Source organism: Komagataeibacter xylinus, assembly GCF_031081985.1.
Lineage (GTDB): Bacteria > Pseudomonadota > Alphaproteobacteria > Acetobacterales > Acetobacteraceae > Komagataeibacter > Komagataeibacter xylinus_E.
In genome coordinates this window covers 218,475-240,157 of sequence record NZ_JARWSK010000003.1, presented here as the reverse complement: position 1 = coordinate 240,157, position 21,683 = coordinate 218,475, and the positions used below count along the sequence as shown (strand labels likewise).

18 protein-coding genes are annotated in these 21,683 nt (G+C 64.9%); 8 read left to right on the top strand and 10 right to left on the bottom strand.

The window, feature by feature from the left end; all coding sequences use genetic code 11:
• Nucleotides 1-58: 58 nt before the first annotated feature.
• Nucleotides 59-2,527, bottom strand: a complete 2,469-nt coding sequence (locus tag QEG70_RS07285) for a helicase-related protein (RefSeq protein WP_308720049.1) — start codon at nucleotides 2,525-2,527, stop codon at nucleotides 59-61.
• A 293-nt stretch (nucleotides 2,528-2,820) separates the two neighbouring features.
• Between QEG70_RS07285 and QEG70_RS07280 the strand changes: the two genes are divergently transcribed.
• Nucleotides 2,821-3,699: a ferredoxin--NADP reductase gene (locus QEG70_RS07280; RefSeq protein ID WP_308720048.1), complete on the top strand. Its 879-nt coding sequence runs from the start codon at nucleotides 2,821-2,823 to the stop codon at nucleotides 3,697-3,699.
• A gap of 128 nt (nucleotides 3,700-3,827) precedes the next feature.
• Nucleotides 3,828-5,228 (top strand): glutathione-disulfide reductase, encoded by a 1,401-nt coding sequence (gene gorA, locus QEG70_RS07275; RefSeq protein ID WP_308720047.1) that lies wholly within the window; start codon nucleotides 3,828-3,830, stop codon nucleotides 5,226-5,228.
• A gap of 100 nt (nucleotides 5,229-5,328) precedes the next feature.
• Here the strand turns inward: gorA and QEG70_RS07270 are convergent, their stop codons facing one another.
• On the bottom strand, nucleotides 5,329-5,673 hold the full coding sequence (locus tag QEG70_RS07270) for a hypothetical protein (protein WP_110566743.1): 345 nt from the start codon (nucleotides 5,671-5,673) through the stop codon (nucleotides 5,329-5,331).
• Nucleotides 5,674-5,981: 308 nt separating this feature from the next.
• Here QEG70_RS07270 and QEG70_RS07265 point away from each other — a divergent pair, with 308 nt between their 5' ends.
• The 4 genes from QEG70_RS07265 (at nucleotide 5,982) to gltX (ending at nucleotide 10,446) form a co-directional block, all read left to right on the top strand.
• Nucleotides 5,982-7,385: a class II 3-deoxy-7-phosphoheptulonate synthase gene (locus tag QEG70_RS07265; protein WP_308720046.1), complete on the top strand. Its 1,404-nt coding sequence runs from the start codon at nucleotides 5,982-5,984 to the stop codon at nucleotides 7,383-7,385.
• Nucleotides 7,386-7,416: 31 nt separating this feature from the next.
• Nucleotides 7,417-8,586, top strand: a complete 1,170-nt coding sequence (locus QEG70_RS07260; RefSeq protein ID WP_308720045.1) for a beta/alpha barrel domain-containing protein — start codon at nucleotides 7,417-7,419, stop codon at nucleotides 8,584-8,586.
• Between the two features lie 14 nt (nucleotides 8,587-8,600).
• A complete protein-coding gene (locus QEG70_RS07255) occupies nucleotides 8,601-8,966 on the top strand; it encodes a hypothetical protein (protein ID WP_308720044.1) in 366 nt (121 codons plus the stop codon).
• Between the two features lie 142 nt (nucleotides 8,967-9,108).
• Entirely contained in the window at nucleotides 9,109-10,446 is a 1,338-nt protein-coding gene (gltX, locus tag QEG70_RS07250; protein WP_308720043.1) for a glutamate--tRNA ligase, read from the top strand.
• 124 nt (nucleotides 10,447-10,570) lie between these two features.
• Here gltX and QEG70_RS07245 read toward each other — a convergent pair whose 3' ends face one another.
• The 4 genes from QEG70_RS07245 to rpsD form a co-directional block, all read right to left on the bottom strand.
• Complete coding sequence (locus QEG70_RS07245; RefSeq protein WP_205836718.1) at nucleotides 10,571-11,353, bottom strand: RNA methyltransferase; 783 nt, start codon at nucleotides 11,351-11,353, stop codon at nucleotides 10,571-10,573.
• Nucleotides 11,350-12,714: a cysteine--tRNA ligase gene (cysS, locus tag QEG70_RS07240; protein WP_308720042.1), complete on the bottom strand. Its 1,365-nt coding sequence runs from the start codon at nucleotides 12,712-12,714 to the stop codon at nucleotides 11,350-11,352. The genes QEG70_RS07245 and cysS overlap by 4 nt, the downstream gene beginning before the upstream one ends.
• A 65-nt stretch (nucleotides 12,715-12,779) precedes the next feature.
• Nucleotides 12,780-14,342: a peptide chain release factor 3 gene (locus QEG70_RS07235; protein WP_061271594.1), complete on the bottom strand. Its 1,563-nt coding sequence runs from the start codon at nucleotides 14,340-14,342 to the stop codon at nucleotides 12,780-12,782.
• Between the two features lie 118 nt (nucleotides 14,343-14,460).
• Nucleotides 14,461-15,078, bottom strand: a complete 618-nt coding sequence (rpsD, locus tag QEG70_RS07230) for a 30S ribosomal protein S4 (protein ID WP_025437534.1) — start codon at nucleotides 15,076-15,078, stop codon at nucleotides 14,461-14,463.
• Between the two features lie 307 nt (nucleotides 15,079-15,385).
• Here rpsD and QEG70_RS07225 point away from each other — a divergent pair, with 307 nt between their 5' ends.
• Nucleotides 15,386-15,934 carry an HdeD family acid-resistance protein gene (locus QEG70_RS07225; protein ID WP_308720041.1) on the top strand — a complete coding sequence of 183 codons (549 nt, stop codon included), beginning with the start codon at nucleotides 15,386-15,388 and terminating at the stop codon, nucleotides 15,932-15,934.
• Here the strand turns inward: QEG70_RS07225 and QEG70_RS07220 are convergent.
• Nucleotides 15,913-16,686, bottom strand: coding sequence for an NADPH-dependent F420 reductase (locus QEG70_RS07220; RefSeq protein WP_308720040.1), 774 nt, complete (start codon nucleotides 16,684-16,686; stop codon nucleotides 15,913-15,915). The two genes, QEG70_RS07225 and QEG70_RS07220, sit on opposite strands and share 22 nt — an antisense overlap.
• Before the next feature lie 122 nt (nucleotides 16,687-16,808).
• On the opposite strand from QEG70_RS07220, the gene QEG70_RS07215 reads away from it, so the two are divergent.
• Nucleotides 16,809-17,156 (top strand): hypothetical protein, encoded by a 348-nt coding sequence (locus QEG70_RS07215; RefSeq protein ID WP_308720039.1) that lies wholly within the window; start codon nucleotides 16,809-16,811, stop codon nucleotides 17,154-17,156.
• Between the two features lie 12 nt (nucleotides 17,157-17,168).
• On the opposite strand, the gene QEG70_RS07210 is transcribed toward QEG70_RS07215, so the two are convergent.
• The 3 genes from QEG70_RS07210 to alaS form a co-directional block, all read right to left on the bottom strand.
• Nucleotides 17,169-18,002: an endonuclease/exonuclease/phosphatase family protein gene (locus QEG70_RS07210; protein ID WP_308720226.1), complete on the bottom strand. Its 834-nt coding sequence runs from the start codon at nucleotides 18,000-18,002 to the stop codon at nucleotides 17,169-17,171.
• Between the two features lie 34 nt (nucleotides 18,003-18,036).
• Complete coding sequence (locus QEG70_RS07205) at nucleotides 18,037-18,726, bottom strand: carbonic anhydrase (protein WP_308720038.1); 690 nt, start codon at nucleotides 18,724-18,726, stop codon at nucleotides 18,037-18,039.
• Between the two features lie 295 nt (nucleotides 18,727-19,021).
• Nucleotides 19,022-21,673, bottom strand: a complete 2,652-nt coding sequence (gene alaS / locus QEG70_RS07200; protein ID WP_308720037.1) for an alanine--tRNA ligase — start codon at nucleotides 21,671-21,673, stop codon at nucleotides 19,022-19,024.
• Nucleotides 21,674-21,683 lie beyond the last annotated feature (10 nt).

Genomic DNA, 21,683 nt, shown 5'->3' with positions numbered 1-21,683 from the left:
AAGGCGGCGTTCTTTTGAAGCTTTTTGAAAAAAGCTTCACCAAAAACTTCTGTTCTGCTTATCGCCTCTTGCGGTGGGGGCGTTTGCCCTTGGGGGGAGCACCATCGCGGTTGCCACCGCGTCGGCCCGGTGGGTTGGCGCGGCTGTCGGGGCGGAAGGGGGAGGTGGATGTGGCCCGTGCACGCACGCTCTGCTGGCGCAGCACGTCCTCGATCCAGTCATTGAGGCGTGATGTGGTTTCCTCCGCATCCTCGCGGTTGACATAGGCTTCGGGGAAGCGGAGTGCCAGCCACCGCCACGCCACCAGCCGCTTGTGGCGCTTTTCGGCGCGTTCAAGCTCCGTGCGCTCGGCGCGTTCGGCAGGCGGCAGGCGGCCCGTGCCCGGTGGCGGCACGCTGTTGCCCGCCGCGTGGTCCGCCGCCCAGTGCACAAGGCGCTGGATGCCGTTGTCACGGTCATCGACCGGGCACATGGCATAGACCCAGCGCTGGGCCAGTGTCAGATCGGGCACGCCTTCCAATGCTGTGGCAATGGCGAAGGCCTGCTCCATGTTGGCCAGGCGGTAATTGGGGTCATCGCGCCGCAGCACCGCGCGGCGGATGCGCACCAGCACGCCGAACAGGCTGTCGGACCCGATTTCGGCGGCGACGGCCTGCACGATATCGGCATCGGGCTGCACCTGCGGACGCATGTCCTCGATTGGCTGGGGCGGCGCTGCCAGCATGGCGTGGATGAAGGACGGGCTACCCACGCCCTCCAGCACGGCCACGATTCCCTGCTCATGCTTGCCAAAGCGCCCGGCGCGGCCACCAATCTGCTTGACCTCCTGCGGGTTGAGGTCGCGGGTCTGGTTGCCGTCATATTTGCGCAGGGCGGCAAACACCACGCGGCGGATGGTCAGGTTCAGCCCCATGCCGATGGCGTCGGTTGCGATCAGGATGTCCGCATCGCCATTATTGAAGCGCTGCGCCTCCGCCCGGCGCACTTCGGGGCTGAGCGCGCCATACACCACCGCCACCCGCTTGCCGTGCGCGAGCAGCAGCGCGCGCAGGTCGAGCACCTCGCGGCGTGAGAATGCGATCAGCGCATCATGCTTCTGCAACTCATGCAGGCTGACCGCGCGCTCGGCGGCGACCAGCGGGCTTTTGCGCTCAAGGCGGATTTCATCCACCGGGTCGCCACACAATTCCGCAATGCGCCGGACCATGGGAATGCAGTCCGGCGCGCCAAGGATGAACAGGTGCCGCGCGGGCGCGCCCATGATGGCTGCGGTCCATGCAGCGCCCCGGTCGGGGTCGGTGAGCATCTGGGCCTCATCGATGATGGCGACATCGACCGGATTGTTCAGCGGGCACATCTCCACGGTGGCGGCAAGGTGGCGGCTGCCGGGCACGTCGATGCGTTCCTCGCCCGTGGCGAGCGAGGTCGGCACGCCGCGCGCGGTCAGCGACTCGCGAAACTCATGGGCCAGCAGCCGCAGCGGCGCCAGCGCCAGCCCGCTTTCGGCCCGTGCCAGCGCATCAAGCGCCGTATGCGACTTGCCGCTATTGGTCGGCCCCGTAACCAGCGTGATGCGCCGGTTGAGCGCGCGCGCGGTGCGGAAATGGGCTGCGTAGCGGTCAAGCGCCGCCACCTGCGCAATCACGGCATTGCCCACGCGCCTGTTGCCCAGGTCGGGGGCCAGTGGCGCGCGTTTGTCGCTTTCCGGTCCTTCGCTGCGCCACTGCGGCAGGTTCTGGCGCAGGGCCATGAGTTCGGTGGGGTCGAACTCCCAGCGTTCCTGCCCACCCGCCTGCGGCACGCGGCGGGCGACGGGCAGGCGGTTCTCGGCAATCCAGCGCAGGGCCTCGCGCTGCGAGCAGCGCAGCAGGCCGGGCACGTCGCTGAAGGGCACGAGGCTCTTTTCCCAATCGCGCAGGCGCTGCACTTCCTCGCGCCGGCGGGCGCGTGCCGTGTCCTCTATGTGGGCATCGCGGTCGCGGCGGCTGCTTTCCGCTGCATCAAGGCCCGCGGCAAAGGCGGCCGGGTCGGGCAGGGCGAACGCATCGGCCACGGCCAGCGCCAGGGTGTGCAACTCGCCGGGCGAGAGCATGCGCCCCGTGCCATCGAACAGGTCGGAGCGGACGTTTTCCACCGCCATCTGCGGGGTCTCGCCCTGGGCGCGCAGTTTTTCGTGCAGCACGGGGGTGAGTGCCGCGAGCAGGGTGGCGTCATCGGGTTCGGGGGTCTCGACCGTTCTGGCCGCCGCCTCCGTATCCGCGCGGGTGACCCAGACCTGGCCTGCCCGGCGGGTCAGGTCCATCAGGCGCGAGCCCCACGGCTTGCGGCGCACGGTGCACAGGGCGGCGCGGAAGGTGGCGTCATCCACCCGGTCGGCGCCGGGGGCCAGCTTGCGGGCGATCACGCGCTCGAGCTTGGGGCGCTCGCGCGTTTCAACATGCAGGCCGGTGGCGGCGATGGCCGCATCAAGCGCCAGCGCGGCAGGGGCGGCGGTGGACGCGTCGCGATCGGAAAATTCTGAACTCATGCTTCCTATGTGCGTCATCCATGCGGCGGGGACAATGGACTCCGGCTTGCATCGGCATGGGAAATCATTGAATAGAGGCCCCCATCGTACGTGTCTGACGTGCCAGACGCGCCCCGGAACGGGCCTTATGCGGCAGGTTTGGCCGCCCATGGTGCGTGATATGTTTGTTTTGTGCTGGAAATCCACGTTGTGGATGGCCTAAACATGCCCGCCTTAGCCATATTGTTGTGGGTGGCGCATGTTTCAGGAAATCCTGTGTCTGCGTCATATCCAGCCGGGAGAGTGATAACCAGATGTCCGATACGTTGATTATGCCAACCAGTGAGACCATGCTCACCGGCCTCGCTCCGGTCGAGGGGCAGCCCGGCGTGTTCCACCTTGCCGAACCCACCAAGGAATACGGCCACCTGAATGCCGAGACCGTGCTGTCCGTGCATCACTGGACCGACCGGCTGTTCACCTTCACCACCACGCGCGACCCCGCGCTGCGCTTCGAGAACGGCCAGTTCACGATGATCGGCATCGAGGTCGAGGGCAAGCCGCTGCTGCGCGCCTACAGCATTGCCAGCGCGAATTACGAGGACCACCTCGAATTCCTGTCCATTGCCGTGCCTGATGGCCCGCTGACCTCGCGCCTGCGCCACGTCAAGGTGGGCGACAAGGTGCTGATCGGCCGCAAGCCCGTGGGCACGCTGCTGCTTGATAACCTGCGCCCGGGCCGCAACCTGTATTTCCTGTCCACCGGCACGGGGCTTGCGCCCTTCATGAGCCTGATCAAGGACCCGGAATGCTACGAGCGCTACGAGCACGTGATCCTGAGCCACACGGTGCGCATCTCGGGTGAGCTGGCCTATTCCAACCACATCCGCCACGAACTGCCCGAGCATGAATTCTTGGGCGAGGACGTGAAGGGCAAGCTGCTGTACTACCCGGCCGTGACCCGTGAGGAATTTGCCGTAACCGACCGCATCACCAAGCTGATCGAGACGGGCAAGATCTTCACCGACCTCAACATCCCCGCACTCGACCCCGAGCATGACCGCGTGATGATCTGCGGTTCGCCCGAGATGCTGGCCGATACCGAGAAGATGCTCCAGGAGCGTGGCTTCGACGAGGGCAACAACTCCCACCCCGGCGCCTACGTGGTGGAAAAAGCGTTCGCCGAGCGCTGATCCCGCCCACACCCCGGCCATCCTGCCATGGCCGGGGTTTTTTATAGCCCCCGCCGCCCACATGGCGGGTCATTGCCGGAAGGCGGCATGCTGTGTCCCGTCCGGCCGAGACAGGATGCACAACCGGCATGAGTTATGATTTTGATCTGTTCGTCATTGGCGCGGGCTCCGGCGGCGTGCGGTGCGCGCGCGTGGCCGCCAGCCACGGGGCACGGGTTGCCGTAGCCGAAAGCCGCCACTGGGGTGGCACCTGCGTCAATCTGGGCTGCGTGCCCAAGAAGCTGATGGTGCAGGCCAGCGACTATGGCGACTGGGTGGATGACAGCCACGGCTTTGGCTGGAACACGCAGCGCGGCCACAATGACTGGGCCGCGCTCATCGCCGCCAAGGACCGTGAGATTGCCCGGCTGAACGGCATCTATGTCTCGATGCTGGAAAAGGCCAATGTGGCTCTGTTCACCGGCCATGCCACCATCGAGGACGCGCATACCCTGCGCATTGATCCCTCGCCACTCGCCCCGCATGAAGCCCCGCGCCGCGTTACCGCCGCGCGCATCGTCATTGCCGTCGGCTCCACGCCGACCCTGCCCAAACTGCCGGGCGTGGAATATGCCATCTCGTCCGACCAGGCGTTCCACCTTGAAGAGCGCCCCGCCCGCGTGTGCCTGGTGGGGGGTGGTTATATTGGCGTGGAGTTTGCCGGTATCTTCCGTGGGCTTGGCTCATCGGTTGATCTGGTCTATCGCCAGAACCTGCCGCTGCGTGGTTTTGATGCCGACCTGCGCCACGCCCTGCATGATGCGATCGACCTGCGTGGCATCCGCCAGCACGTCGCGGCCTCGCCCACCGCCATTGAAAAACAGGCCGATGGCAGCTTTGTCGTCACGCTTGATAACGGCACCCGCATTGAGACCGACTGCGTGTTCTTCGCCACCGGCCGCCACCCCAAGGTGACCGGGCTGGGGCTTATGCAGCTTGGCGTGGCGATGGAGGAGAACGGGCGCATCATCGTTGATGACAATAGCGAGACGACGGTGCCCGGCATTTACGCCATAGGCGACGTGACCAATCGCCTCAACCTGACCCCGGTCGCCATTGCCGAGGGCCATAACCTGGCCGACCGCCTGTTTGGCAAGGCGCCGCCGCGCACGTGGTGCTACGCCACCACGCCCAAGGCGGTGTTCTTCACCCCCACGCTGTCCAGCGTTGGCCTGACCGAGGCGGAGGCCGCGAAGGAAGGGGATGTGGATGTGTATGTCAGCCGCTTCCGCCCCATGCGCAACACGCTGAGCGGGCGCGAGCAGCGCACGTTGATGAAGCTGGTGGTCGATCAGGCCAGCCAGGTGGTGGTCGGTGCCCACATGCTGGGTGATGATGCACCCGAGATCATGCAGGGGCTGGCCGTGGCCGTGACGGCCAGGCTGAAAAAGACCGACTGGGACCGCACGATCGGCATCCACCCCACGGCTGCGGAGGAATTCGTAACCATGCGCACCCGCACGCGGGTCACGCCGCGCAGCGCGGGCTAAAAATAATAAAAGTTTCCGGGCGCCGCCTTTTTTCAAAAAGGCGGCGTCTTCTGAAACTTTAAAAAAAAAGCTTCACCAAAAACTTTTATCTGTATTCCGGTTAGCGCGGAGCCACCCAGCCATTGCCGGTGGAGTCGCCCAACTGGCCATCGCCGTTGATGCCGCTGCTCTGGTAGGCCGTGCCGAAGCGCGACAGGTCCGTGCCCGTGACCGAGTCACGATGCACGTGCTCCAGATGGTCGGGGTCCGGGCCGTGGTTGAGTTCCATCGACGGCGCTTCCTCATAGCCGGGCGGCAGGTGGCCGCGCTGGCCGTGAACGGTCATCCGGTCCTGGTCGGAGCTGCTGGTGTCGTCCTGGCTGGCCGGGGCGGCCATGGCCGTCACGCTCAACAGGCACAGTCCGGCCGAGAGGGCGGTTATGAGTTTCCCACGTGACGTGGCCATGATCTGTAATCCTTTTACCTGAGGGAGCAGCATGCCAAGGCTTTTTTGCTAAGGGAAGCGATGCCGTGGCAGGCCAACCATGCCTCTTTTACATATGGGTAGCCCTGCGGCGCAATACGACCCCAAAGGGCGGCGGGCAGGCTGAGTTGTGGCCGCCATGCAACATTTATGCCCCCTGTCCGGCCACTCCTGTCACAGCGCGCCGCGAACAGGCTTTGCCATATGCCGGTTTTTTCGACATAAAGGCGGCCCTTCCGCCCGTAGGCGGAAAGGACTGTCTTGTATCAAGAGGAATTAGGATCCGACCCATGAGTGCGACGCACAGCCACAACAGTTCTTCCCGGCAGGCCTGGACGCCGGAGAGCTGGCGGTCGTTTCCCGCGCGGCAGATGCCGCGATACCCCGACGAGACAGCCCTGAGCGGCGTTGAAGCCCGCCTGCGCCGCTATCCGCCGCTGGTCTTTGCAGGCGAGGCCCGCCGCCTGCGCGCCCATCTGGCCAAGGCCGCCACGGGGCAGGCCTTCGTGCTGCAGGGTGGCGCGTGTGCCGAGAGCTTCAGCGAATTCACCGCCGATATCGTGCGCGACACCTTCCGCGTGCTGCTGCAGATGGCGGTGGTGCTGACCTTTGGCGCCAAGGTGCCGGTCATCAAGATCGGGCGCATGGCAGGCCAGTATGCCAAGCCGCGCTCATCGGACACCGAGACGAAGGACGGCGTAACCCTGCCGTCCTATCGCGGCGACATCATCAACGGCTCCGACTTCACCGAGGCCGCGCGCATTCCCGACCCCAGGCGCATGGAAACCGGCTACTTCCAGTCGGTTGGCACCATGAACCTGCTGCGCGCCTTTGCCAGCGGCGGTTATGCCAACCTCCATGAGGTGCATCGCTGGAACCTCGGCTTTGTCGAGCGCTCGCCGCTGGCCCAGCGTTATGGCGAACTGGCCGGGCGCATTGGCGAGACGCTGGACTTCATGGCGGCGTGCGGCCTGAACGCCACCACCACGCCCCAGATCGACGAGACCGAGTTCTACACCTCGCACGAGGCCCTGCTGCTGCCCTATGAGCAGGCGCTGACCCGCGTCGATTCGACATCGGGCGAATGGTATGACTGCTCGGCCCATTTCGTATGGATCGGCGATCGCACCCGCCAGCCCGATGGCGCGCATGTCGAGTTCCTGCGCGGGGTGCGCAACCCCATCGGCATCAAGGTTGGCCCCTCCACCACCATCGAGGATCTCGAGCAGTTGCTCGATATTCTCAACCCCACCGATGAAGCCGGGCGCATTTCGCTCATCTCGCGCATGGGGGCGGGCAAGGTGCGCGACCACCTGCCGCCGCTGCTCGAGAAAGTGATGGCCACGGGCCGCACGGTCACGTGGCTGTGCGACCCCATGCATGGCAATACCAGCTCGACCTCGACGGGAGTGAAGACCCGCTCGTTCGATGCCATTCTCTCCGAGATCCACGGTTTCTTTGATGTGTTCGAGGCCGCGGGCGCCAGCCCCGGTGGCGTGCATTTTGAAATGACGGGCCAGAACGTGACCGAATGCATTGGTGGCGCCCACCGGCTGACGGAGGATGATCTGGGCGAGCGGTATGAAACCTTTTGCGATCCGCGCCTGAATGCGGAACAGTCGCTGGAGATGGCATTCCGTCTGGCCGAGGAACTGAAGACGCGAATGCACCGGATGGCTGGCGGGGCACGCTGACCCCGCCCCGGAAAGCGGGAAGGGAGGGTAAATGGTCCAGGGTGAACCGGCAGGCCGTGACAGGCTTGCCAGCGCTGCGGATGACATGATCGCAGCCCGCACGGATGCGTATTTCAACCGCACCCGCGCCATCGTGGCGCATTTTGGTGACAGGAAGGTGACATACGCCATCTTCCTGCGCCGCCCCGTCATTTCCGCCCCCCGGCTCATGACCGAATGGCTGCGCGCGGTTGGCAGCGCGCGCGGCATCGCCATTGACACGACGCTCCTCTACCCCGAGGGCACATGGGTGGGGGCAGGTGAGCCGCTGGCTTACATAACAGGCTCGTTTGCAGCCCTTGCCCCGCTCGAGACACTGGTGCTCCAGCGCCTTGGCCCGGCCTGCGTCGCGGCCCATAATGCCTACCAGATGGCCATGGCGCTGCCGCATGTGCGCTTCCTGGCCATGGAGGCCCGCCATTGCGCGGGCTTTGGCATGCAGGAGCAGATGGCCTATGCCGCCTCCGTTGGCAGCCATGCCGCCCAGAAGGAAGGCGCGCATGGCTTCATTGGAGGCGCGAATGATGCCACGGCCCATTATTTTGGCACCACGCACGGGCTGGGTACCATGCCGCATGCACTGGTGGGCTATGCGGGTTCCACCCTGCGGGCCGCCGAGATGTTCCATGAGGTCTATCCCGCAATGGACCTGGTGGTGCTGGTTGACTATTTTGGCCGCGAGGTGACGGACGCGCTGGAAGTGTGCCGGCACTTTCCCGAGCTTGCGGCACAAGGGCGGCTGGCCGTGCGGCTCGACACGCATGGTGGCCGCTTTCTTGAAGGGCTTGACCCCCAGGCCTCCTATGACGTGCTGGAGCGGCACACGCCGGGCACCATCCGGCGCTACCGCTCGGACAAGGAACTCAGCTACCTTGTGGGTACCGGGGTCTCGGCTGCCGCAATCTGGCGCATGCGCGAGGTGCTGGACGAGGCGGGATTCCCGCATGTGCGCATCATCGCCTCATCGGGCTTCAGCGTGGAAAAATGCCTGAGCATGGCCGATGCCCATGCCCCGGTGGATGTGATCGGCACGGGCTCGTTCATCCCTGACCGCTGGTCCGAGACGTATGCCACGGCGGATATCGTGGCGTATGACGACGTGCCACGGGTCAAGGTGGGGCGCGAGTTCCTGCTGCGCCGCACGCCCCCCGCTCCCGAATAACGAAAGGCTTCATCTTGTCAGAAAACATCTTTGCCCCCGAGGGCGGCTGGCGCGTGCGCATCATCGACCTGTCAGGCGGCGCCGAGGACAATATTGTCGAGGAGGTAGGCGGCTTTCCCGACCTGATCCAGGCCAACGCCTTTGCGCGTGCCTATGTGCGCGACAGTATCGAGCGCTGCCGCATGGCGGGGCTTTCGGCGGCTGACATCCTCAAGGCCTGGTTCGCATTTGGCGAGGATGCGGAGGTGCTTGAAGCGGGCGATCAGGGCTGGCGCTCGGCCAATGAACTCGATGATTTCGCAGCCCATGCCGCAACCCCCATGGAGCGCGACTGGCGTGCCTTCGACCCCCGCCGGGGCGATGATGAGGAAGAGACCTGAAAGCCCCGCGGGGCAGAGAAAAAATTCTGGTGAAGCTTTTTTTAAAAAGCTTCACGGAACACCGCCTTCCTGAAAAAAGGCGATACCCGTTTCATGCATGTGTTCTCTGGCGTTCGGGGCGTAATCGCCGCATATAAGGGGCATGAAACTCCGTTTTGCGCCTAGCCCGACCGGGCTGATCCATGTTGGCAATGCGCGTCAGGCCATTGCCAATGCCCTGTTCGCCCGCCGCCACAAGGCCCGCTTCCTGCTGCGGATTGACGATACCGATCGTGCCCGCTCGAAGGAAGAATACGTGCAGGCCCTGCAGGATGACCTGCGCTGGCTGGGCATCGGGTGGGATGAATTCGTGCGCCAGTCCGACCGGCTCGACCGCTACGCGTTGGCCATCGAGGCGCTCAAGGCCAGCGGGCGGCTTTATCCGTGCTTCGAGAGCGAGCAGGAACTGGCCTCAAAGCGCGAGGCGCGCATCCGCATGCGCAAGCCGCCGGTCTATGACCGCGCAATGCTGCGCATGACGCCCGCGCAGCGCGCGCAGGCCGAGGCCAATGGCAAGGTGCCGTACTGGCGCTTCAGGCTGTCCGATCACCGCACGGTGGAGTGGAATGACCTTGTCATGGGGTCATGCCGGGTCAAGCTGCCCGCCATTTCCGACCCCGTTCTGGTGCGGGCCGATGGCACGGTGCTGTACACGCTGGCCTCGGTGGTGGATGACATGGAACTGGGCATTACCCACATCATCCGTGGTGAGGACCATGTCACCAATACCGGCGTGCAGATCGACATTGCTGAGGCGCTGGGGGCCAAGCGCAACCGCTTCACCTTCGCGCACCTGCCGCTTCTGCTTGATGAGGGTGGCGGCAAATTGTCCAAGCGGTTCGACGGGCTGTCGATTCGCGCGCTGCGGCAGGACGGGGTCGAGCCTTCGGCCATCGTCTCCTACCTGGCCCGCCTTGGCAGCGCGGATGACCCGGCCCCGCTGTCATTCGATGAACTGGCCAAAACCTATGATCCCGGCCGTGTTTCCCGCTCGGCGGCGCGGTTTGACATGCGGCAGTTGCTGGGGCTGAACCGCCGCATCATGCACGCCATGCCGTTTGAGGAAATCCGCAGCCGCCTGCCCGAAGGGGCGACCGAAGCCTTCTGGCTGGCCGTGCGCGGCAATGTGGATATGGCAGGCGAACTGCGCCACTGGTGGGATGTGGTGGCAGGCGACATCGTGCCGCCCGTGATCGAGGAGGCGGACCGTCCCTTCCTGCTGCATGCACTGGAGTCGCTGCCGGCGGAACCGTGGGATGAAACCACGTGGAAGACATGGACCGCCGCAGTGAAAGAGAGCACGGGCCGCACGGGGCGGAGCCTGTTCCACCCCCTGCGTCTGGCGCTGACGAGTGAAGACAGCGGGCCGGAAATGCGCGACCTGTTGCCACTGATGGGCCGCGCCCGCGTGGCCGACCGGCTCCAGATCGCCGCACGCTGATACGAAAAAGGCCCGGTATGAAAACCGGGCCTTTTTATATTGAAAGTTTTTGGTGAAACTTTTTTCAAAAAGCTTCGTAAGCAACACCACCTTTTTGAAAAAAGGCAGTCCCCGGAAACTTGTATTATTTCCTGTCCTGCCGCGCCTTGCGCCCGCGTGAAAGCTCGGTCACCACGCCATGCAGGGTGCGCAGTTCCTGCTCGGTGACTTCACCGCGCAGGAAGAAGTGCCGCAGGTTGCGCACCATGCCTGCCCGCTTCTGCTCATTACGCAGGAAGCCGCATTCATCAAGGTCGCCAATCAGGTGGCGCATGAAGTTGTCGAGTTCGCCCCGGGTGGCCACATGCGTCTCGTTGGTCATGAGTGTGCGCGGGGGTGTGTCGTCCTTCGCCATCCACCACTCATAGGCCATGATCATCACCGCCTGTGCCAGATTGAGCGACATGAAGGCGGGGTTGAGCGGGTAACGGATCAGGGCATCGGCGCGGGCCATGTCCTCGTTATCCAGCCCTGCGCGTTCGGGGCCGAACATCAGCCCCACTTTCAGGCCACGATCGGTCATCTCGCGCAGTTCGGCGGCCCCGCCGCGTGCCGTCAGCACGGGCTTGACGATATGGCGCGGGCGCGGGCAGGTGGCGAAGACGTGGTGCAGGTCGGCCACCGCATCATCCACCGTATCGAACACCTGTGCGGATTCAAGGATGCGGTCGGCGCCCGAGGCGCTACGCCATGCGCGTTCGAGCGGCCAGCCATCGCGCGGGGCGACGAGGCGCATGTGGAACAGCCCGCCATTGGCCATGGCGCGGGCTGTGGTGCCGATGTTCTCGGCCATCTGGGGCCGGACCAGGATCACGACCGGGCTGTTGCCAATGGGGCCGATATCCGCCCCGCCATCACGGCCGGTCATGCCTGCCTCCATGTCGTGCCCTGCGGGCCATCTTCAAGCACGATGCCCTGTGCGGCGAGGTCGTTGCGGATCTGGTCGGCCCGGGCGAAGTCACGCGCCTTGCGGGCGGCCAGCCGTTCTTCAATCAGGCGCCCGATTTCAGCCGGATCGACTTTCGCTCCACTGCGGAACCATGCCTCGGGCGTGTCATGCAGCAGGCCGATCAGGTTGCCTGCCGCCTTGAGCTGGGCTGCGGCCAGGCTGTCACCCGCCACGGCTTTATCGGCCAGCGCATGCATCTCGGCCAGGGCGCGCGGGGTGTTCAGGTCATCGCACAGAACGCTCACCACGCTCTCTGGCGGGGCAACGGGCGCCTGCGTGGGGTCAAGGGCCTCGAGCGCGCGATAGAAGCGGTCGAGCATCTGCTTGGCTTCGTCCAGCCCTTCGCGCGTGAAGTTCAGCACCGAGCGGTACTGCGCGCGCAGCAGCAGAAGGCGCAGGGCCTCGGCGGGGGTATCACGCAGCACGTCGCGCACGGTCAGGAAGTTGCCGAGCGATTTCGACATCTTCTCCCCGTTCACCAGCAGCATGGCATTATGCACCCAGTGATTGGCGAAGTGCCCATGCGGGTGGCAGCACATGCTCTGCGCCCGTTCGTTCTCGTGGTGCGGGAACAGAAGGTCCGACCCGCCGCCATGAATGTCGAAGCTCTCGCCCAGATAGCGGTGCGACATGGCCGAGCATTCGATATGCCAGCCCGGACGGCCCCGGCCCCACGGGCTGTCCCAGCCCGGCATTTCGGCATCCGATGGCTTCCACAGCACGAAGTCGCCCGCATTGCGCTTGTAGGGGGCGACTTCCACGCGGGCACCGGCAATCAGGTCATCGGGGCTGCGGCCTGACAGCGCGCCGTAGGAGGCGTAGGTGTCAACCGCGAACAGCACATGGCCCTCGGCCTCATAGGCATGGCCGCTTTCAATCAGGCGGGCGATCATGTCCTGCATTTCGCCAATATGGTGCGTGGCGCGGGGTTCGATATCGGGCGGCAGGATGCGGACGGCGGCCAGATCCTCATGGAAATCATGGATCGTGCGCGCGGTCAGGTCGGCAATCGACTCGTTATTGGCCTGGGCGCGGGCGTTGATCTTGTCATCCACGTCGGTGATGTTGCGCACGTAGGTCACGCGTGGGTAGAGGTGGCGCAGCAGGCGCACCAGCACATCGGCGGTCAGCATGGCGCGCAGGTTGCCGATATGCGCCAGGTCATAGACCGTGGGGCCGCAGTAATAGACCCGCACGTTGTCAGGGGCGAGCGGCGCGAAGGGAACGGTGCTGCGCGTCCTGCTATCGTGCAGGTGCAGGCGGGGCTGTATGTCGGACATGATGCGCCTAGATGGGGCAGACAGGCAGGGATAGGCAAGACCCCATAAGGGCCTTGCCCGCACGGTCAGCCGATTTCCTGGCCGATCTGCTTGATGTCATGGAACGTAAGCTCCGGGTTGCCTTCAGCCGTGCGCTTCATCATGAACGCGGACGAGGCGAGAAAGACCGGGTCGCCATCAATATCATCCGCCATGGCCGTGCGGTTGGCCATGCAGAACGCTTCCAGCCTGTCACGCGGGCCGGTGACCCAGCGGGCGAGGTTATACGGCGTCGACTCGAAGCCGATGGCCACCCCGTATTCGCCTTTGAGGCGCGATTGCAGCACATCAAGCTGCAGCGTGCCGACCACGCCCACGATGGGGGGCGCGCCATCCTGCGGGCGGAAGAGCTGGACCACGCCTTCCTCGGCCAGTTCGGTCAGGGCCTGGCGCAGCTTCTTGGCCTTCATCGCATCATCAAGCCGCACGCGGCGCAGGATTTCGGGCGCGAAGTAGGGCACGCCGGTAAAGCGCAGGTCCTCGCCCTCGGTCAGCGTGTCGCCAATGCGCAGCGTGCCGTGGTTGGGAATGCCCACCACGTCGCCCGCAAAGGCTTCCTCGGCCAGTTGTCGGTCACGGGCGAAGAAGAACTGCGGCGTGTGCAGCGCGAACTGCTTGCCAATGCGCACATGCTTGAGCCGCATGCCGCGCTGCAGCTTGCCCGAGCAGATGCGCGCAAAGGCCATGCGGTCGCGGTGGTTGGGGTCCATGTTGGCCTGGATCTTGAACACCAGCGCGGTGAGTGCCGGTTCATCGGCGCGGACGTTACGCGTCTCGGTGGCCTGGTCGCGCGGGGGCGGGCCGAAGGCGGCCAGCGCGTCGAGCAGGTCGGTCACACCGATTTCCTTCATGGCACTGCCGAAGAAGACCGGCGTCAGGTGGCCCGCATTGAAGCTTTCAAGGTCGAATTCCGGCAGGGCGGCTTCAACAAGTTCGAGTTCCTCGCCAAGCTGGACCATGCGCGGGTCACTCTGGTCGAGTTCCTCGGTCACATGCAGTTCGCGCTTGTGGATGTCGTAGGTGCCGACAAACTTCGCGGCCCGGCCCACCGGCCATGTGGCGGGCGAGACATCAAGGGCCAGCGAGGACGAAATTTCATCAAGCAGGGCAAACGGGTCCTGCGATTCGCGGTCCATCTTGTTGATGAAGGTGACGATGGGAATATCGCGCAGGCGGCAGATCTCGAACAGCTTGCGCGTGCGGGCCTCGATGCCCTTGGCGGCGTCGATCACCATCACGGCGGCATCCACTGCCGTCAGCGTGCGGTAGGTATCTTCCGAGAAGTCTTCATGGCCCGGCGTGTCGAGCAAGTTGAAGATGCAGCCGCCATATTCGAACGTCATGACCGAGGTCACGACCGAGATGCCACGGTCGCGCTCGATTCCCATCCAGTCCGAGCGCGTGCGCCGCCGCTCGCCCTTGGCCCGTACGTTGCCCGCCATCTGGATCGCGCCGCCCGCGCGCAGGATGCGCTCGGTCAGCGTGGTCTTGCCCGCATCAGGGTGCGAGATGATGGCAAATGTGCGCCGGCGGGTAATTTCGGCGGCAAGCGGGGTTTCGGCGGCGGTGGCGGTCACGGTCTTGTCCATTCCTGCGGCTGGCCTGGCGGAAGGGAGGCGGAAGCGGGCAGGGGCCAGAAACGCGGACGCCGGACGCAGGGAAAAATCCCCACGCCCGGCGTCACGCCTGCCCGGTTCCGGGACTTGATCAGCGAGAGTAGAATTCGATGACCAGGTTCGGTTCCATCTGCACCGGATAGGGCACATCCGACAGCTTGGGGCTGCGCAGGAAGGAGCCCTTCATCTGGCGGTGGTCCACTTCCATGTATTCCGGCACGTCACGCTCGCCGCTCTGGGCGGCATCGAGCACGATGGCGAGCTGCTTGGACTTCTCGCGCACTTCGATCACGTCGCCATCACGCACCAGGAAGGAGGGGATGTTGACCTTGCGGCCATTGACCGTGATGTGGCCGTGGCTGATGAACTGACGCGCCGCGAACGGGGTGATCGCGAACTTCAGGCGGTACACGACCGCATCCAGCCGGCGCTCGAGCAGGTCGATCAGGTTCTCCGAGGTATCACCCTTGCGGCGCACGGCCTCATCGTAATACTTGCGGAACTGCTTCTCGCCAATGTTGCCGTAGTAGCCCTTGAGCTTCTGCTTGGCCATCAGCTGCACGGAGAAGTCAGAGGGCTTCTGCTTGCGGCGCTGGCCGTGCTGGCCGGGGCCATACTCGCGCTTGTTGACCGGCGACTTGGCGCGGCCCCACAGGTTTACGCCAAGGCGGCGGTTAATTTTATACTTGCTCTCAAGGCGCTTGCTCATGGTGCGCTCTCTTCTCTTCAATCTGCATGGCCCGTGGCGTGCGCCCTGGGCCATGATGTGGCACCGGTAGGCCCTGTTCCGCATGAACAGGGCGGGCGCGATCCGTATTACTGGCGCCGGGGAGCAATCACCCATGGGCACCAGCCGTATCGTCCACGTTCCCGGCAGTCGGGCGCGTATAGAAGTACCGGGGGGTGCGTGTCAATCATTGCCACAAAGCCTGTATCGCATCGGGGCTGCCGCCTGTTATGAAACGGGCAGCATGCGGATGAACCCGTCCATCAATAATCAGGAGGACCTTCACTCAATGGATACGTCACTGACGCAGCGCTGGCCGCTGTTTGTGGGCCTGGGCGCGATCTCGTTCGGCCTGGGCATCATGGCATGGGTGGATGCGCTGGCGGTCTCGCTGGCCAGCACCATCCTGTTTGGCGTGCTCCTGTTCGTGGCGGGCACGGTGCAGCTTGTGCATGCCTTCGTGGTGCGTGACTGGAGCGGGCGGCTTATGTCGATTGCGGGCGGCGCGCTCTATATCCTTGCAGGCACGATGATGATGGAGGAGCCGAGCACCGGCTCCATGGTCATCACCCTCTTCATTTCCGCCTGCCTGGTGATATCGGGCATCGCGCGCATCATCATGGCGTTCCAGCAGCGCGGGCTGCAGGGGTGGTGGTTCATCCTGCTTGGCGGGCTGATCAGCCTGCTGGTGGGGGTGTGCCTGTACGTAACCCTGCCGTGGTCGGGGCTGTGGCTGATCGGCACGTTCATTGCCGTTGAACTGATTGCAGCCGGCATTGGCTGGGTGCAGTTCGGCTTCGCGCTGCGGCAGGCGAATTACATCCCGCCCGCGAACTGAGTGGCCAGCGTGCGGTCAACGGGGTTGTTGGCCGTAACACCAAGCAGGTGGCGCAGGTCGGTGGCGTTCATCTGTGCCTCGAATGCGGGGCCGCCGGGCTGGAACAGCTTCGCCGTTGAAAGCGGCCCCACCATGACCGGGTCAAACCCCGCGTCATGGATCAGCCAGCCCGCCACGTACAGCGCCTGGATCACGTCGCCCGCCATGGGCAGGGCCAGGCGCGGCGGCGGGCGCCATGTCTGGGCGGCAAGCGTGGTCATGTCCTCGGAATTGAAGGCCCGCACCACGGATGCAGCCGGAAAGAACGACTGCGTGGTAATGCCCGCGCCATTGCGCAGCGCCAGCCGCCCGACCTTGCCATCGCGCCAGCCATAGGGGTTGGTGACGTCAATCAGCGGCTTCGATCCCACGATGGAGCCAATGGTGTGGCCCAACTGGGGCAGGGCGCCATAGGGCACGGCCAGCACCACGGCATCGCCAAACTTCGCGGCCTCCTGCACCGTGCCCGCGCGGGCGAGGGGGTAGAATTCCGATGCCCGCTTTTCCGCCTCCCTGTGCTCGAGCGCGCTGAACATGACCTGATGGCCTGCCCGCGTCCACAACTGTCCCAACGTGGCGCCGACATGGCCCGCCCCGATCATGCCAATGCGCAGCGGCCTGCCCGCATGGGCCATGCCGGGCAGGGCCAGGGGCAGCAGGCTGGCGGCCAATGCGGCAAGGCACTCCCGGCGGGTCGGTTTCAGGGCTGGCATGCATCTCTCCTGTTCATGGGGCATGTGGCAGTATGGCACGGGATGTCCTATTCTGTGCCCTGGTTATCGTGCCGGGCTGTCCTATATGGCATAGACTTGGCCAAAGCAGGAGTACAGCGTCAATGACCGATACCCCCGATCAGGATCCGGCCGTGGTGGCGCAGTCCGCTGTGCCCGTAGGGGTGGAACACCCGGTTGAGGCCCTGCATGAAGCCGTGCAGGAAGATGAAGCGGCCATGGCCGCGAGCACGGTTCCCGATCCCGGCCCCGTGCCCGAGGCCCAGACGCAGGTTGTCGCCACCCCGCATGATGCCGTGGCCACCACGCAGGCCGCGGTTGATGCGGCGCAAGCCCCGCCATTCATGCCCTATAAGGAGCTGTTCCAGCTCATGGGGGCGGTGGTGTTCGTGATGATCGTGATGATTGTGGGGTGGAGTGCCCTGCATGCCTCGGGTATCTGGCCCGAATAAGCACGCTTCCCCTTACGGTAGCGACAGCCGGACCGAAACCGGGCAGTGATCGGACAGGTGGGCGCTGCCGTCCTGCGCCCGGTCATGATAGAGCATCACGCGCAGGCTGCCCGGCTGCACCCAGTCGCGCGCAGCACCCCCCATGATGAGATGGTCAATGAAGTAGGTTCCCCCTTCGCACGGGCTGGCATGGCCTGCCGTGACCAGCGTGAGGGGACCGTTTTCACCCAGAGCATGCAGCATCGGGTCATCGGGGGCGAAAAGGCGGTTGAAATCGCCCAGTACCGCGAAGGCCTCGCCTTCATCCTGTCGCTCCATGATCCAGTCCTGCACCACGGCCATCTGCCGCCGCAGGGTATTGCAGGCAGGCCTGCGGTCGGCGGGGCTGGAATCGCGGCATCCGGCCTTGAGGTGCACCACCAGCACGCGCAGGCTGTCAGCCCCCGTGCCGATGGTCAGGTCAAGCCCCGCGCGCAGGTGGCGCGGGGCATCGGCGGCATAGACATCAAGTGCCGTGACATCGGGGTGGCGCACGACAGGCAGGTCGGTCCGCACGGCGGCGGCGACCCGCTGCACCACGGAATCACCGGTTATGAAGAGATGATAGGCGGGCGTGGGGAAGAGGCTGGCGGCAAGGACCGGGTCGTCCACTTCCTCAAGTGCCACGATATCGGGGGCAAGTCTGCTGGCATAATGTGCCAGCCGCGCCATGTCAGCCGCAGTGCGAGGCGTGACATCGGGCGGCAGGGCCGGGTCGCCCTGCGCGCGCGTGGTCAGCCATTCCAGATTCCAGGTCGCCAGTTTCAGGCTGCCCGCCGCCCATGCGGGGCAGGCGACCCAGATCATGGCCAGCCCGGCCAGGGCTGGCCATGGCAGGAGGTTACGCCGTGGCGCTGTCGGCCTGCTGGGCGCGCAGTTTGGCAATCGCTTCATCGACATGGATGAAGGTGCGCGAGGTTTCATCGAGCACCACCACTTCCCCGCTGGCAATATCATAGAACCATCCCTGCAATGTCAGGGTGCCGCGGGCAAGCCCCGCCGCCACGGCGGGGTGGGTGCGCAGGTGGGCGATCTGGAGCTGCACGTTCTGTTCGGACAGGCTGCGCACGGTGGCGGGGCCGGCATCGGTAGCCTCGAGCACGGCGCGCGCGGCCTCGGCATTACGCAGCCAGCTTGCCACGGTGGGCATCTTGTCGAGCTGGCTGGCCTGCGGGTCGAGCAGGGCCTTCATCGCGCCGCAGTTGGAATGGCCGCACACGATGATATGCGAGACCTTGAGCGCGCTGACCGCGTATTCGATGGCCGACGACACGCCGCCGAGCATCTCGCCATAGGCGGGCACGATATTGCCGATGTTGCGCAGCACGAACAGGTCGCCCGGCTGGGTCTGGGTGATCATGCTGGGGTTCACCCGGCTATCGGCGCAGGCGATGAACAGCGTATCGGGGGACTGGCTCTCGGCCAAGCTGGCGAAGAGGTCACGGTTCTGGGGAAAGACTTCGGTGTTGAAACGCTCCACCCCGTGCAGCAGGTCGATAAGGGTTTCCCGGGCAGTATTGGTATGGGCCATTGTAATATCCTGTCACCTGAATGTCCGGACCGGTGTGAAGTCATGTCCTGTTGTGGCATCAAGGGGCTATGCACCGGTCGGAGGCATGTCCCGCTTTGTCTATATCATGGAAACATCTGGCAGTCCCATTTGTTTCGCTATGAAGTTATACGGAAATACTATGTTATCATAATATAGTTAATGAATATTAACTTTATGCATTGAAGTATTTCTGTCTTGCAGCAAGCGCGGTACAGCACAACGGCGCACCGAGGTGCGCCGTTGCATGGGCGTATGGAAAATCCGGGTCGCCTGATCAGGCCATGGCGGCCTGTCCCAGGGCTGCACGCACGGCCTCAAGCGCTGCATCGGCCTTGCTGATGTCCGGGCCACCGGCCTGCGCCATGTCGCGCCGGCCGCCGCCACCCTTGCCATCCATGGCAGCGCTTGCCGCGCGCACCAGGGTGACGGCATCGACCTTCTCGGCCAGGTCCGGCGTTGCGGCAACGACAATGCTGCCCTTGCCATCGGCTGTGGAAACAAGCGCGATCACGCCCGAGCCGATTTCCTTGCGCAGCGAATCCGCCAGCGGCTTGAGTTCCTTGGGCGGCAGTTCGCCCACATTGCGGGCATCAAGCTTGATGCCGCCAATTTCCACAATGGTTGCGGCTGCCTGGCTGCCCGAGGCCAGCTTGCGCTGCAGGTCGGAAATCTGGCGCTCCATCGCCTTGCGCTCTTCCAGCACCACGGCCAGGCGCTCAGGCGCTTCGGCCGCGGGCACGCGCAGCATGGCGGCGATCTGGTTCAGGCGTTCTTCAGTAGCCAGTGTCGCGTTCTGCGCGGCAAGACCGGTCACGGCCTCGATGCGGCGCACGCCGGAGGACACGCCACTTTCAGACGTGATGCGGAACAGCCCGATATCGCCCGTGCGGCGCACATGCGTGCCGCCGCACAATTCGATCGACCAGCCCGCGCGGCCTTCTTCCGGCCCGCCCATGGAAACAACGCGGACCTCATCGCCATATTTCTCGCCAAACAGGGCCATCGCACCCTGCTCGATGGCTTCTTCCGGCGTCATGCTGCGTGTGGTGACATCCGTGTTCTCGCGGATGCGGGCATTCACCTCGGCCTCGATCTCGGCCAGTTCCTCGGGCGTGATCGGGCGGGGCTGGCTTACGTCAAAGCGCAGGCGGTCGGGCGCGTTCAGGCTGCCCTTCTGGGTCACATGCGCGCCAAGCCTGCGGCGCAGGGCCTCGTGCAGCAGGTGCGTTGCCGAATGGTGGGCGCGGATGGCGCTGCGGCGGTCGTGATCCACCTGCGCGGTCACGGCCATGCCGGGCTTGACCGTGCCTTCGATGACGGTGCCGTAATGCACCAGCAGGTCGCCCAGCTTCTTCTGGGTGTCGGTTACGGCAATGTGCAGGCCGGGTGCGGTAATGGTGCCGGTATCGCCCACCTGGCCGCCGCTCTCGCCATAAAACGGGGTCTGGTTGAGCAGCAGGGCCACCTTGGTGCCGGGGCCTGCGGCTTCGACCTGCGCGTTGTCCACCACCACGGTCTGCACCTCGGCATCCGAGGTCTCGGTGGTGTAGCCCAGGAATTCGGTGGCGCCGAAGGTGTCGCGTGCCTCGAACCACACGGTCTCGGTCGCACTGTCGCCCGAGCCGCTCCAGGCGGCGCGGGCGCGCTTGCGCTGCACGTCCATCGCCTCGTTGAAGCCTTCCACGTCCACGCCGTGGCTGGTGCCGCGCAGGGCGTCCTGCGTCAGGTCGAGCGGGAAGCCGAAGGTGTCATACAGCTTGAAGGCCACATCGCCGGGGAGCGGCGCGCCATCGCCAAGGCGTTCGGTCTCGTCGGCCAGCAGCGACAGGCCACGGTCGAGCATCGCCTTGAAGCGCAGCTCCTCGCCCTTCATCGTCTCCTCGATGAGGGCGCGGGCGTGGATCAGTTCGGGATAGGCTTCGCCCATCTGCCGGATCAGCGCCGGGACCAGTCGGTAGAAGGTCGGCTCCGTCGTGCCCATCAGGTGCAGGTGGCGCATGGCGCGGCGCATGATGCGGCGCAGCACGTAGCCACGACCGTCCTTGGATGGCAGCACGCCATCAGCGATCAGGAACGAGGTCGAGCGCAGGTGGTCGGCCACCACGCGGTGGCTGGCGTTGAACGGGCCATCAGGGTCCTGGCCCGTGACCTCGGCCGAGGCCAGGATCAGCGCGCGGAAGGTATCGGTGTCATAATTGTCGCGCTTGCCCTGCAGGATGGCGGCAAAGCGCTCCAGCCCCAGCCCGGTATCAATCGACGGGCGCGGCAGCGGCGAGCGCGTGCCGGGCGGGTTCTCGAAATACTGCATGAACACGAGGTTCCAGATCTCGGTAAACCGGTCGCCGTCCTCATCAGGCGAGCCCGGCGGGCCGCCTGCCACTTCGGGGCCATGGTCATAGAAGATTTCCGAGCACGGGCCGCAGGGTCCGGTATCGCCCATGCGCCAGAAATTGTCGGAGGTGGGGATGCGGATGATCCGGTCATCGGACAGGCCGGCGATCTTGCGCCACAGGGCGGCTGCTTCCTCGTCATCGGCATAGACGGTGGTCAGCAGCTTTTCCTTGGGCAGGCCGAAGGTGCCGGTGACCAGCTTCCAGGCCAGTTCAATGGCTTCCGCCTTGAAATAGTCCCCGAATGAGAAATTACCCATCATTTCGAAAAAGGTATGATGGCGGGCGGTGTAGCCCACATTGTCCAGGTCGTTGTGCTTGCCGCCCGCGCGCACGACCTTCTGGGCCGTGGTGGCGCGGGAATAGGGGCGGGTTTCCTGCCCGGTGAACACGTTCTTGAACTGCACCATACCCGCATTGGTAAAGAGCAGTGTCGGATCGTTATGCGGCACCAGTGACGAGGACGGCACGATCTGATGCCCGTTCCCCGCAAAATAGTCGAGGAAGGTGGCACGAATGTCGTTTGTTGTGGGCATGGCGGGAAAC